Source organism: Herbaspirillum sp. YR522 (assembly GCF_000282575.1).
Lineage (GTDB): Bacteria > Pseudomonadota > Gammaproteobacteria > Burkholderiales > Burkholderiaceae_D > Herbaspirillum.
Genome location: NZ_AKJA01000006.1, coordinates 24,749 through 37,698, shown reverse-complemented (window position 1 = coordinate 37,698; position 12,950 = coordinate 24,749). Strand labels below are relative to the sequence as shown.

The window sequence follows — 12,950 nt, the reverse complement described above, 5'->3', positions numbered from 1 at the left end:
AATGGGTGCCCAACGCAATTTCCCTACCGCGCTGACGAATGCCATGATCGAAAACCGATTTTTGATTGAAACGCAGAGGGAAGTTAGCAAATGCCGAATGACATGCTGGATTAGGTTGTCGTCCGCTTTGTTGACGAACGGAACGGCATGGGCTCCTGCAACGATTGAGTTGCTGCTCCCGAATAAAAATGTATCTAGTGCAGCCCCCGCCACGCCGTGCTCCCCTGACCGATGAAATGCCCTGCTGAAAGACATGTTGTCCCGCCCCCGCTGGCAAGATTTTCAGCAAGCGAGAACTCTAGCATGCGGCGGTTTTACATATACTTACATATATCGGAATTTTTTTTCATATAGAGATACCCGATTCAACTAAGAATATTCATAAAGACAAACATCCAAAGGTGACTTGGACAATCGTCTAGGCATACGCCTCTCTATTCATCAACAGGCACGACAACCAGATAATCAGCCGGTCTGCTAACGTAGGGGCGATTCCTCACTATGCTTTGTCCGCTATCGTTACCCAAGAACCGCCACGATTCGTCACTGTGCACGGCAATCTTGCGCGCCCTTACCTCGCAGGGGCATCACCCAATAACCAAATCTTATCCCCCACAACACATTGGTCTTACCAATAAACTGGTATTATCCAATCCGCAAAAACGACAAGGTGCCGCAAAGTCGTGTGCAGCCCGCTGGGTGGGCCGCCGGTGCCGGATATTGAGACAACCCATCTTTCCAAAGGAAATACGATGAAATTACTCCGCTACGGCCCGGTTGGGCAGGAAAAGCCCGGCATCCTCGACCAGGCTGGCAAGATCCGTGATCTGTCCGCCCATATCAAGGATGTCAATGGCGCTGCCCTCGATGACGCTACGCTGGCCAAGATCCGCGCGCTCGACATCGACAGCCTGCCCGTGGTGGATGGCAATCCGCGTATCGGCGCCTGCGTCGGCAATATCGGCAAGTTCATCTGCATCGGCCTGAACTACGCCGATCACGCCGCCGAATCGAATCTGCCGATCCCGGCCGAACCGGTCGTGTTCAACAAGTGGACATCGGCCGTGGTCGGCCCCAATGACGACGTCAAGATCCCCCGCGGCTCCAAGAAGACCGACTGGGAAGTCGAACTGGGCGTGGTCATCGGCAAGGGCGGCAGCTACATCGACGAAAAGGATGCACTGTCGCACGTGGCCGGCTATTGCGTCGTCAACGACGTGTCCGAGCGCGAATACCAGATCGAACGCGGCGGCACCTGGGACAAGGGCAAGGGCTGCGATACCTTCGGTCCGATCGGCCCATGGCTGGTCACCCGCGACGAAGTCGCCGACCCGCAAAAGCTGGGCATGTGGCTGGAAGTCGACGGCAAGCGCTACCAGAACGGCAATACCAGCACCATGATCTTCGGCGTGGCCCACGTGGTGGCCTACCTGTCCAAGTTCATGAGCCTGCAACCGGGCGATGTCATCTCCACCGGTACCCCTCCGGGCGTGGGCATGGGCGTCAAGCCCGAGTCGGTGTACCTGCGTGCTGGCCAGACCATGCGCCTGGGTATCGACGGCCTGGGCGAACAGCAACAGAAGACCATCGACGCCTAGATCGATAGCGGCCGGACGCCCACGCGCCCGGCCGTGGCACGACCATCCATCCAATAATAAAAATAACGCTGCGGCGACGCCAGACGCTCGCGCGACACACCTCAAGATCACGAGAAGGAGCACTTATGAATCATTACGACTTCCAGGGCCGTAGCGCCATCATCACCGGCGGTGCACAAGGTTTCGGCTATGCCGTCGCCGAGCGCCTGTTGCAGGGCAAGGCCAAGGTCGTGCTGTGGGACATGGACGAAAAGGCCCTGTCCGAAGCGCGTGCCAAGCTGGAAAAGCTGGGCCATGTGGAGACCGTCAAGGTCGACATCGCCAGCGAAGCCGACGTCAAGCGCGCCATCGAAGCAACCGAAAAAGTGACCCAGTCGATCGATATCCTGGTCCACAGCGCCGGTATCGCCGGCCAGAACGCACCCGTGGCGGACTACTCGCCCGAGGAATGGCGTCGCGTGATCGACATCGACTTGAACGGCGCTTTCTACGTCAACCAGGTGGTGGTGCAACGCATGATCGCGCAGAACTACGGCCGTATCGTCAACATCGCGTCCATCGCCGGCAAGGAAGGCAACCCGACCGCATCGGCCTACAGCGCCGCCAAGGCTGGCATGATCGCGCTGACCAAGAGCCTGGGCAAGGAAACCGCGACCAAGAACATCGCCGTCAACGCCATCACCCCGGCCGCGGCCCAGACCCGCATCCTGGAACAGTGCACCCCGGCGCACATCGAGTACATGCTGTCGAAGATCCCCCGAGCGCGCTTCGTGAAGGTGGAAGAACTGGCCGCCATGGTGGCCTGGCTGGTGTCGGAAGAAAACTCGTTCACCACCGCTTCGGTGTTCGACCTGTCGGGCGGTCGCGCGACCTACTGATCGGCGGTTGATGCCACCGCATCCGACGGCGCCCCACGGCGCCGCCGGACGCCAGCCCGCTGCACGGGGACACGATGCAGCCGGCCAGCAGCGACAATAAGTATTAGAAATGCAGCATGGGCACCCGGAGTCCTTCCGTGGGCCAGCTTGATAACAAGAACACAAACATCAGGGTTCGCACCGTGACACCCGCGGTGGCGGACGCTTGCGCCTTCGGTTTCAAACAAAGACCCAAAGACCCTCAGAGGAGAGACAACATGGCAGCAACCCCCATTCCGTCCAGCGCGGCGGAGATTCAAGAATCCAACCTGTACCGCAGGATCACCTTGCGCTTCGTGCCACTGTTGATGATCTGCTTCGTGTTCGCCTACCTGGACCGCGTCAACATCAGCTTCGCCAAGCTGCAGATGCAAAGCGATCTCGGTTTTTCGGACGCCGTCTACGGCCTCGGCGCCAGTATCTTCTTCATCGGTTACTTCCTGTTCGAAGTGCCGAGCAACATGATCCTGCACCGCGTCGGCCCCAAGCGCTGGATCGCCCGCATCATGGTCACCTGGGGCATCGCCTCGGCGGCCATGATGTTCGTCTCCAACGAGACCTCGTTCTATGTGCTGCGTTTCCTGATCGGCCTGCTGGAAGCCGGTTTCGTGCCGGGCGCGCTGTACTTCTTCACCAACTGGTTCCCGTCGGTGCGGCGCGGCCGCATCAATTCGCTGTTCATGGCGGCCATCGCCGTGTGCGGCATCATCGGCGGCCCGCTCTCGGGTGGCATCATGAAGTGGAGCCACGGCATGGCCGGCATGCACGGCTGGCAATGGCTGTTCGTGCTGGAAGGCATTCCGTCGGTCATCCTGGGCGTGGTCTGCTATCTGGTGATCGACGACCGCATCGAAGACGCGCGCTGGCTCAAGGCTGACGAAAAGAAGCTGTTGATCGACCGCCTGGCGGCCGAACCCAAGAGCGAAGCGGTGCATTCGTTCGGCGCGGCCATGAAGCAGCCGACCACCATCGTCATGTCGCTGATCTACCTGGTGCTGGCCTCGGGCATCTATGGCCTGGTGTTCTGGATGCCGCAGCTGATCAAGACCGCCGGCACCGACGACACCTTCATCATCGGCCTGATCTCGATGGTGCCGTACCTGTCGGCCGGCCTGGGCATGATCCTGATCGGCCGCAACTCTGACCGTACCGGCGAACGCCGCTGGCACCTGGCCTTGTGTGCGTTGCTGGGTGGCGTCGGTTATGCCGCCGCAGCCTACTTCGGCGACAACACGCTGATCCTGGTGATCGCGCTGTCGGCTGCCGCCACCGGCATCATCGCCGGTATCGGCCTGTTCTGGATCCTGCCACCGCGCGTGCTGTCGGGCGCGGCCGCGGCCGCCGGCATCGCGCTGATCAACTCGGTGGGCCAGCTGGGTGGCATCATCACCCCGTACATGGTCGGCAAGATCCGCGACATCACCGGCAGTGCCGCCATCGGCCTGTACGTGGTGGCTGCCGAATGCGTGGTGGGTGCCGCCCTGCTGCTGTGGGCGCTGCCGCGCCGGATCTATTTCCGCGAGCCGGCACAGAAGTAAGCGCTATCCGCAACAACGACAAACCCGCCTGATGGCGGGTTTTGTCGTCATGGGGACGCCGCTGGTGCCAGCGATATCAGGACCTGCAGGCCCAGCCGGGCAACAGCTGGCCGTTGGCGTCGAAGCGGTAATGTCCCTGCAGCCAGCCCCAGCCGAACAAGGTCAGCATGCTGTTGTAGTAATTGAATTCGCCGTCGCCGGCAGCCCCCGGCTTGGGTGCGCCGGCTTGCCAGGCCGACCACTTGTCGGCCACCAGGCGCTGCTGCGCGGCCAGCGCATCATCGGCCTGCACCGCCTTGAGGTATGGCAGCAGCGCCGCCGAGAACCCGATCGGGCCACGTCCCACCGGGGCACCGGTGACGCTGTCGATCTTCTCGGGCGGGGCGGCATAATTGACCACGGCGCGCACCATCGGGGCGAGCGCATTGCGCACGCCGGCCACCAGCGGATCGCCATCGGCGGTCACGCCTGTCCATAGGTAGACGCGGATGGCGTCGTAGCTGCCCAGGGTCGAACGTTCGGTATCCGGCACGACACCCTTGGCCGCGTCGTAGATCACCCAGTCGGGCGCAAACCCCTGCGGCGCCGATTCGATGACCAGCCGCGCGCTGGCCTGGGCCATGGCGACCCACGGGCCGGTCGGGTCCACCGTGGCGAAACGGCGCAACAAGGGCAGCGGCAGGTAACTGGGATTGAGGCGCCAGCGCTCCTTGCCGGCATCGAAACCGAATTCCCCGGGCAACAGCATCGGCCCCAGCTTGGGCATGACCTTGACTTCACGTTGCTTGACCTGGGCCAGCAGCGCCAGCGCCGCGGCATGATATTGCGGCTGCTGCCACAGGCGTGCCGCTTCCAGCAGGTCATAGGCAAACCACAGATCAGCGTCGGACGCCGAGTTGGGATCGAGCACGCCGAAACTGCCGCTCTCGCGGCGCCCCCAGTGCCAGGCCGGCAACTTGTCCGAGCCGGCGCCGAGGTTGTCGCGGCTCCAGCGCCAGATGCTGTCGAAGCGCGCGCGGTCGTTGGCCACCAGCGCAAAGAACATGCCGTAGGATTGGCTCTCGGACGTGCTGTGCTGTTCGGGCACCGAGAAATCGACGATGCGGCCGTCGGCCTGGATCTGGCGCCGTGCAAAGGCGTCCCATTGGGGCCAGGCGGGCGCGCAGGCCGCAGGCCGGGCGTCAGCCGCCATGGCCGGCAGCCAGCTGCTGCAGGCAAGTGCCGCGGTAGCCTGGAGCAACAGGCGCCGCTTGTATCGCAATGATGTCATCGTCCATCGTCCAACTGGCCAGAGAAGTCGCGCGTGTTCTTCGGCAGGTCGCGGCTGAACACCGCCGCCCGGTCGTCGAAGAAGTAGCGCACGAACAGCATGGTGGCATATTGCCGGTCGCGCCCGGGCGTCACGTTGAGGTCGCCCAGCACGCCCAGCTGCCAGCGCGGCGACAGTCGCTTCACCGCCGCCAGCTGCACATGCGTGTACATGCCGCTGTTACTGCTGCCAGCATAACCGCAATTGATGGCGCCTGCCGCCACGCTGCGATATGCCACCGGCAGGCAGCTCGATGCCGACTCGCTGGCGCGATTGATGCCCAGTTCCAGATTGCCCGTCAGTTGCACCTGCCGTCCTTCCTCGGTCTGGAACTGCGACGCCAGCCCGAGGCTGACCGAGCGCTGCGGGCTGTAGTAGCCGCCCAGGCCCCAGCCGTACTGGTTCTGGTTGTTGTCGTAGTGCAGGTAATGCAGCGCCGGGCCGACGTTGAAGTAATCGAAGTTGGCCAGCTTGAGATCGTAGCCGGCGCCCAGGTCGAGCACCGCCGCACGATTGGACTGCACGTTGTGGCCGTTGAAATTGGCCAGTTCGGCATTGGCCGATGCGCTCCAGCGCGGGCTCACCTGCACCAGCGTACGGGCGCCGATGGCATTGCGCCGCACCGCGCCCCACCAGTCGCCGCTGGTACCCAGGGCATTGCCGCGCCATGACAGCAGCGAATCGCGCACCGGGTTGCTGCCGACATAGGTCGACCAGTTGCCCCATGCCGTCTGTTGTCCCAGCGTCGCCATGCCATGCAGTGCGCTGCCGCCGGCGCCGCCAGTGGTCGCGCCCAGGGCCGCCTGCCACGACAGCCGCCCCGGCGCAGTCAGCCACAGGCTGTCTTCGACGCTGAACCACAGGTCTTGCACGCCAGGCTTGCCCGATTGCGTGGCGCCGGCCGGCACGCCCAGGGCCTGCGCGGTGCGGTCGGGCGTAATGCGCCCGGCGTCCAGTTGCAGGGCACGCCAGCGCAGGTTGTAGATGCGGGTGCCATTGGTGCCGCCGAACCATTCGGCGCGCAAGGCCGGGGCCAGGGTTGCCAGATGGCCCTGGCCCTCGCCGCCGGCGTGGTTGGAATAAGTCAATCCGGCCGTCACCGAGGCCGCGTCCACGCCCGTCAGGTCGGCCTGGGGCTGGTAGGCGACAATGCTGTCGCGCAATTGCAGGCCGGCCACCGCATCCTTGGTGTCCTGCGCGGCGAGGTCGGATTCGATGCGCCGCTGCAGGCCGCGCGCGTCGATGAATTGCTTGCGGTAATACAGTTGCTGGGCCTGCAGCGCCATCACATAGTCGGCCAGCGGCGCGTGGCGGGCCTCGGGATCGCCGGCCAACAGGTCCAGCCGCCCGCGGGCGCTTTCGGCCAGCGCCCAGCCTTCGGCCATGCGGGCGTCGCCGCTGCTGCGGTACTGGCTGGCAAACAGTTGCGACGCCTGCTCGTAGCGACCGCTGCCATACAGGTTCCAGGCCCGCAGCTGCGCCGTCTCGTCGGCGCTGGCGCCCAGGCGCATGGCGTCGTCGAGCGCGGCCAGGCTGGCGCCGTAGTTCTTGTCGCGGTTGAGACGGTCGGCGCGCAGCAATTGCAGCCGCGCGCGCGGGGCACGGGCGCGCGGGTCGGCCGCCAGCGCCGGTTGCGCCAGCAGGCTCTCGGCGCCGGCCACATTGCCGGTGTCCAGCGCAATCTGCAACAGGCCCAGTTGGGCGTCGACATTGGCCGGTTGCCATTGGCGGGCGCGGTTGAACCAGACGGCGGCTTCGGCCAGGTCGTCGTGGGCCAGCATGATCCAGCCCACCAGCGTAGCGGCCGGCGCATCCAGGTAGCCGCGTACCGCTTCGGCCAGCGGCGCGACCCGTTGCAGGGCCTGTGGGCTGGCCGGGGCCAGCGCCGCCAGGCGCGTCAGTTCGCGGTCGTACACCAGCCGTGCATAGCGCGCCTGGCTGTCGTCGTCGCGCTGGGCATCGCGCTCCAGCTCGACCAGCTGCGTGACGGCGGCGCTGTCGGCCCCCAGGGTCTGCCGTGCCATGTACAGCGTGGCGATGCGGTTGGCCGGCGGCGTGCAATCGGGAAACACCGAGCGATACAGCGCCAGCGCGGCGGCGCCGCGGCCGCCCTTGGCAAGAAATTCGGCGGCGCTCCACAAGCGGTCGATGCGCTCGCACGAAAATTGCGCCGGGTAACGCACGATCAATGCCTGCAGGCCGTCCAGCGCGCCGCCCTGCCCGCCGGCTGCCGCAGCCAGGGCGCGTTCGATATCGACCTCGGCCTGCAGGCGCTGGCGTTCCTGGAGCAGGCCAGCCGAGGGCTGCCATTGGCCGTGTCGCTGGCGCAGGCTGGCCAGTTGGCGGTCAAAGGCGACCAGGTTCTTCTGTTGCAGCAGCTTCCACAGGCCGCGTTCGTCAACACCTTCGGCCACCACCGCCGCAGTGCCGGCCGCGATCGTGGCCTCGGCTTGCTGCGCCGAACGGCGCAGCAGGGCCTGCTGTTCGCGCTGGCGCAGCTGGCCGGTCTGGCGCCGGTCCTGCTCGGCGCGCTGGCGCAACGCCTGCTGCACGCCGCGGCTGGCGCGCGCATCGCCGCCGCGCACCACGTCGATCTGCTGGTCCTGGCGTTGCACCCGGTCCAGGTTGCCCTGCTGCGCCCAGGATGGCGGCGCCAGCCAGGCACAACCGGCCGCCGCGGCCAGGCCCAGGCTACGTGCGAAAAGCTTCTGTCGGGGAAAACGGGGCGCGCTCACGTGGTCTTCCTTCAGACGTCCAGGTTACGGTGGGCCTGGCGGCGGCGCAGGTGGGCACGCAGCTGCCTCCAGACCAGCCATGCCAGTACCAGCAAGGCGAACATCACGACCCCATACCAGATCCAGGGATACTTCGATGCGATATAGCCCAGGTATTCGGCATTGCCGATGGTGCCTTCGTCGTAGGTCGGACCGAGGCGCTGGGTGGCCACTTCGTTCTTGCCCAGCGACAGCAGCGAGACGTCGCCGGCCAGGTTGTTCCAGGCCGCCGGGCTGACCAGTTGTTCCATGCCCTGCTCCAGCTGCTCGGGCGAGGCCGAGGCAAACACGGTGGCGGTATGGTCGTCCAGCGCCGAGGCACGAAACTGCATGACAAGCATCTGCCGGTGCAGCCGGGCGTCACCGGTGACGCCGGTATTGAGGTAACTCGAATCGGCGGTGCTGCGGTTGGTGCCGGCGATGGTCTGGAACTGCTGGCGGAACCAGCTCGATTGCGTGCTTGGCGTGGCCATCGGGATCGAGGCACCGGCGAAGGTCAGGTTGCTTTCCAGCGTCCACGGGGCTTCCTTGATCAGGTCCTTGGGCAGGTTGCCCACGGCGCCCACGACCAGCGCATGACGATTGACGGTGGGCTTGCCAAAGGTGACCTGGGCGCCGTTGAGCGGCACGGTCTGCTTCTGGGCCACCTTGGCCAGCAGGGTCCATGCCGCGCCGATGGTGGCGCTGTCGCGACCGGCCACCACCACCGCCAGGCGGCTGCCGTCGCTTTGCGTCACATACGGAAAGGCATTGCTGGCAAAGCGCGACAGGTCGGGCAGCTGGGCGAAGCGATAGATGTAGGGCACCTTGAGCGACGAATCGTCGAACAGGCTCATGTTGAGCGGGCCGGTCTGGTCGCACTGGCGGTTGGGCATGATCACCGGACGGAACGACAGGACGTTGTTGCCGGGCTTGAAGTGCCGCAGCGGCAGGCTGAGGCGGTAGTTGTCATAGAACCCGCCCTGGCGGTCTTCGATCGCAATGGCGCGCTGGAATACGTCGTTCAGGTACAGGTTGATCACCATGCTCGAATTGAGCATGGCACCCTGCGAGAAATTGAGGCGGAACTCCATCTGCGCGTCTTCCTGGGCGTAGACATCGGGCGGCAGGTTGACGTTGACCTCGGCAGGCGAGACGGTGGTGATGGGGCCGGTGCTGAAACCGAGTTGCTTGAAGCTGTAGATACCCTGCGCGGCAATATTGGCCTGGGGCAGGTAGTTGGGCAAATCGGGCGGCATGAAGTCGGTGATGGTCCACTGGTTCTGCTGCGGGAACTCCAGGTTCTGCCACGCAAACACCTGCGCGGCGCGGCTGACCTGGCGCGCATCCATGCCGGACACCACCAGCAGCACGTGCTGGCTGTCGGGCATGGCATAGATGCCGAGGAAGCTGTCCTTGATCTGCGCCAGGATCCTGGCGTCGAGATAGGGCTTGAGCTGCTCGCGGGTGCCCACCAGCACGTTGTCGGCGCCGGCCAGTGCGCCCAGTTGCAGGCCGGGCACGGGGCCGCCGCCATTGCCGGCCTGCGCATCGACCTGGCGGATGGCCGGCAACACATACTTCAGTTTCAGGCCGATGCCCTGCGCCACCATGCCACCGGCGGCCAGCGCATCGTCGGAACCGGGATGAACCGCGGTGATGATGTTGAACTTCTGTGCCACGTGCTGCTTGGGATCGAACAGGTCGTTCAAGTCGGACAACAGCGGGGCCACCGGCTTGAGCTCGGATTGCAGGCGCAGCGTGGACTGCACGGTGTCGATCTCGGTCCACAGTTCGGGGGCATTGGGGTCTTCGCACTGGCTGTCCTGGCTATGCTGCGCCACGCGGAAGATCAACTGGTTGTAGCCCGGCTTGAGCTGGTCCAGCGGCAGGCGGATGTCGGCCGTGATCTCTGGCTGGCGGGCCGACAACTGCAATTGCGCGATGCTGTGGCCGTTGAGACGTACCACCAGTTGCGAGCGGTTGTTCAAGGCGATCGAGTTGGTCGACACCAGGTGCAGTACGGCCGACTTGATGTTTTCGCGGCGCGACAGTGGCATTGCCAGCATGGCCGCGCCGTCCAGGCGCGTCAGGCGCATCGGGCCCGGCTTGCCGCCCAGGTCGGCCAGGCGGATCTCGCGGCTGCCGTCCTTGGCCGGCGCCAGCGCGGTGCCGGCGACGGTGACATTGGCGGTAGCGGCGGGCGCTGGCGCTACGAGGGCGCGCGGCGGTTGCTGTGACTGCTGTGGCTGTTGCGCGTGCGCCAGTGCCTGCCAGCCGGACAACAGGGCCGCGGCCAGCAGCACGCTGCCGGTGGCAACCAGGGGAAAACGCCGCGCGAGGCTGTTGGGCGAGGACATGAGCAACTCCGGATCAGTTGATGAGATAACGATAAAAACGCTTGAGGCGGTACGGCAGCGAGGCCACGAAACGCGTCGCCAGCAACGGCGCCACCAGGCGCCGATGCAGATAGGCCAGCATGCCCTTGCAGAACAGGTAGTACTGGGCACTGACATGCACCGTACCCAGGCGCACCAGCAGCACGATGCCGCCCAGGATGCCCAGGCGCTGGTTGCGGTGGGCCCGATAGCGGCTCCAGCGTTCGCTGTCGCCCGAGGCCAGCGAGACCGTCTCGGACAGGCCGGCCACGCTGCGGTCGGTGAACTGCACGCCCACCAGGAACCGCTTCTTGTCCTTGGACGTGAAGCTGCTGCGCACGGCAATGGGTACCAGGCTGTCATGGCCCAGCGCATGGTTGTAGACACGCAGGCGGTTCATGCGCAGGTTGACCTGGCCCGCCAGCTCGATGGCGAACTGCAACTGCGCGCCACCCGATGAAATATCGACCACCCGGCACGGCAACGGATCGTCGAGCACCCGTTCGATTTCGGCGCTGTGCCGGGGATCGAGCCGCTCGGTAACGCCGGCATCGTCTTCACGCTGCAGCGCCACTTCGGCGTTCAGGTTGACCGGCACCCGCGGCGAGGCGCGCCGTTGCTTGCGTTCATACAGCACCCCGATGCAGGCATTGAGGATGATCAGGTTGAGCAGGTCCCAGCACAGGGCCGAGATGATGACATCCTGGTGCTCATTGGCGTGCGCCAGCTTGAACAGCCCCACCACCATGGTCAGCACCACCATCGCATAGACGAAATAGAACGGGCCGGCCAGTTGCGACACGGTGTCATGTTCCAGGTGCTCGCCCTTGGGCGTCACATTGAAGCTGGGTGCGCGCGGGTTCCTGATCACCATCAGGATCGCCTGCAGCGAAAACAGCGACTGCAGCATTTCGTACAGTTCCGAGATGAGCGTCCAGCGATAGCGACCGAACAGGTAATCCGAGGTCAGGATGGCGCCGACCATGGCCGGCAGCCCGTAGGCGAAGAATTCGGGAATGCTGGCGTTATAGAACCGCAGTCCCAGCACCAGGTAGGCCATCGGCGCCAATAACAGCATCACCCGCGCATAGCTGAAGAACCAGTAGAAGGTGTTGGAGAAATAACACAGCTTCTGCGGGATCGTCAGCCCCTTCATGGTGAACACATTGCGCAGCAGGAACAGTTGCACCATGCCCTGCGCCCAGCGCAGGCGCTGCACGATGAAGCTGGAAAAGGTCTCCGGCTGCAGGCCCGAGATCAGCGGTTCGTTCAGGTAGGCGCTGCGATAGCCCTTGGCGTGCAGCTTCATGGCGGTCTCGGCGTCCTCGGTGATCGAGACGCCGCCGATGCCGCCCACTTCATCCAGGTGCGAACGACGGATCACGGCGGCAGAACCGCAAAAATAGGCACCATCCCAGAAATCGAGGCCGCGCTGTATCACCGCATAGAACATCTCGTTCTCGGGCGGCATGCGACCGAACATGTCCAGGTTCTTCTCGACCGGATCGGGATTGATGAAGAAGTGCGGCGTCTGCACCAGGTACAGCTTTTCGTCCTGCTGGAAGAAGCCGACCGTCTTTTCGAGGAAGTCGACGGTCGGCACGTGGTCGGCATCGAGGATCAGCACCAGGTCGCCGATGCAGTGCGACAGCGCTTCGTTGACGTTGCCGGCCTTGGCATTGAGGTTCTTGTCGCGCGTGAGGTAGCGGGCGCCGTGACGGCGTGCCAGTGCCTGCAGGTCGATGTGCCGCTGCCGGGCCTCGGCTGCCTTGGCAGGCGAGGCCTGGGTGCGCTTTTGCAGCGTGCCACCATCGTCGAGCAGGTACACCCGCACGTGCGAGGCTTGCGGATAGCGCATGTCGAGCGCGGCCCGCAGCGTGATCTCGAGCAGCTCGGTGGGTTCGTTGTAGGTAGGGATCAGGACGTCGACCGTGAGCAACTTGCCGGGCCGCAGGTCGAGCGGTACCGGATCGCGCTTGAGCGGATGGACGTTGACGAAGAAGCTCAGCAACGCCACCGAGATCCCGTAGACCTCGGCCAGGTACAGCATGGCCATGAAGACGAAATCGGCCACGTTGTCGTAGGCCAGCGTGTTGAAAGTGCGCCACCAGAGGTAACGCAACAGCAGGAAGCTGGACACCAGCAGGAAGAATACGCGCAGCCGGCGCACATAGCCGAAGCTGCGCATCAACAGCATCAATGCCACCGCGCTGCCGGCCATGACGCCCTGTGCCGCCAGGTCGACCCGCACCGTGATGGCTGCCAGCAGCACCAGCGCCACCGCCAGCCACAGCGCTCCGATGGCCGCGCGCGCGGCCAGGCTGCCTGCGTGCCCGGCCGGTGTGGCGGGAAGATCCGGTTGATCGGTGTGTTGCCTGTTCATTGAGCGCTGCTTTCCACTTCCGGTTCGATCGACCGGCTTTCCGTTGCCAAGCCTGAAAGTCTAGACTCGGCGGC

General features: G+C 64.7%; 7 protein-coding genes. 3 read left to right on the top strand and 4 right to left on the bottom strand.

Going from position 1 to position 12,950, the window contains the following annotated elements; genetic code table 11:
- The first annotated feature begins 752 nt into the window (after positions 1–752).
- The 3 genes from PMI40_RS00235 (at position 753) to PMI40_RS00225 (ending at position 4,053) form a co-directional block, all read left to right on the top strand.
- Entirely contained in the window at positions 753–1,598 is an 846-nt protein-coding gene (locus PMI40_RS00235; protein WP_008110902.1) for an ureidoglycolate lyase, read from the top strand.
- 125 nt (positions 1,599–1,723) lie between these two features.
- Positions 1,724–2,476, top strand: a complete 753-nt coding sequence (locus PMI40_RS00230; RefSeq protein WP_008110900.1) for an SDR family NAD(P)-dependent oxidoreductase — start codon at positions 1,724–1,726, stop codon at positions 2,474–2,476.
- Between the two features lie 257 nt (positions 2,477–2,733).
- Entirely contained in the window at positions 2,734–4,053 is a 1,320-nt protein-coding gene (locus PMI40_RS00225) for an MFS transporter (protein ID WP_008110898.1), read from the top strand.
- Positions 4,054–4,129: 76 nt separating this feature from the next.
- On the opposite strand, the gene bcsZ is transcribed toward PMI40_RS00225, so the two are convergent.
- The 4 genes from bcsZ to bcsA are packed head-to-tail and all read right to left on the bottom strand — an operon-like array spanning position 4,130 to position 12,876.
- Positions 4,130–5,323 carry a cellulose synthase complex periplasmic endoglucanase BcsZ gene (bcsZ, locus tag PMI40_RS00220; RefSeq protein ID WP_008110897.1) on the bottom strand — a complete coding sequence of 398 codons (1,194 nt, stop codon included), beginning with the start codon at positions 5,321–5,323 and terminating at the stop codon, positions 4,130–4,132.
- Positions 5,320–8,097, bottom strand: coding sequence for a cellulose synthase subunit BcsC-related outer membrane protein (locus tag PMI40_RS00215; RefSeq protein WP_008110896.1), 2,778 nt, complete (start codon positions 8,095–8,097; stop codon positions 5,320–5,322). Before PMI40_RS00215 ends, bcsZ begins: the two co-directional genes overlap by 4 nt.
- An 11-nt stretch (positions 8,098–8,108) precedes the next feature.
- Complete coding sequence (locus PMI40_RS00210) at positions 8,109–10,475, bottom strand: cellulose biosynthesis cyclic di-GMP-binding regulatory protein BcsB (protein WP_008110895.1); 2,367 nt, start codon at positions 10,473–10,475, stop codon at positions 8,109–8,111.
- Between the two features lie 13 nt (positions 10,476–10,488).
- The gene (gene bcsA / locus PMI40_RS00205) at positions 10,489–12,876 is read right to left on the bottom strand and encodes a UDP-forming cellulose synthase catalytic subunit (protein ID WP_008110893.1); all 2,388 of its coding nucleotides are present in this window, start codon (positions 12,874–12,876) and stop codon (positions 10,489–10,491) included.
- Positions 12,877–12,950: the final 74 nt, after the last annotated feature.

Bases quoted from the DNA above. Each gene is read 5' to 3' on its own strand.
- PMI40_RS00235 (WP_008110902.1), top strand. From the start codon at position 753: ATGAAATTACTCCGCTACGGCCCGGTTGGGCAGGAAAAGCCCGGCATC.
- PMI40_RS00230 (WP_008110900.1), top strand. From the start codon at position 1,724: ATGAATCATTACGACTTCCAGGGCCGTAGCGCCATCATCACCGGCGGT.
- PMI40_RS00225 (WP_008110898.1), top strand. From the start codon at position 2,734: ATGGCAGCAACCCCCATTCCGTCCAGCGCGGCGGAGATTCAAGAATCC.
- bcsZ (WP_008110897.1), bottom strand. From the start codon at position 5,323: ATGACATCATTGCGATACAAGCGGCGCCTGTTGCTCCAGGCTACCGCG.
- PMI40_RS00210 (WP_008110895.1), bottom strand. From the start codon at position 10,475: ATGTCCTCGCCCAACAGCCTCGCGCGGCGTTTTCCCCTGGTTGCCACC.
- bcsA (WP_008110893.1), bottom strand. From the start codon at position 12,876: ATGAACAGGCAACACACCGATCAACCGGATCTTCCCGCCACACCGGCC.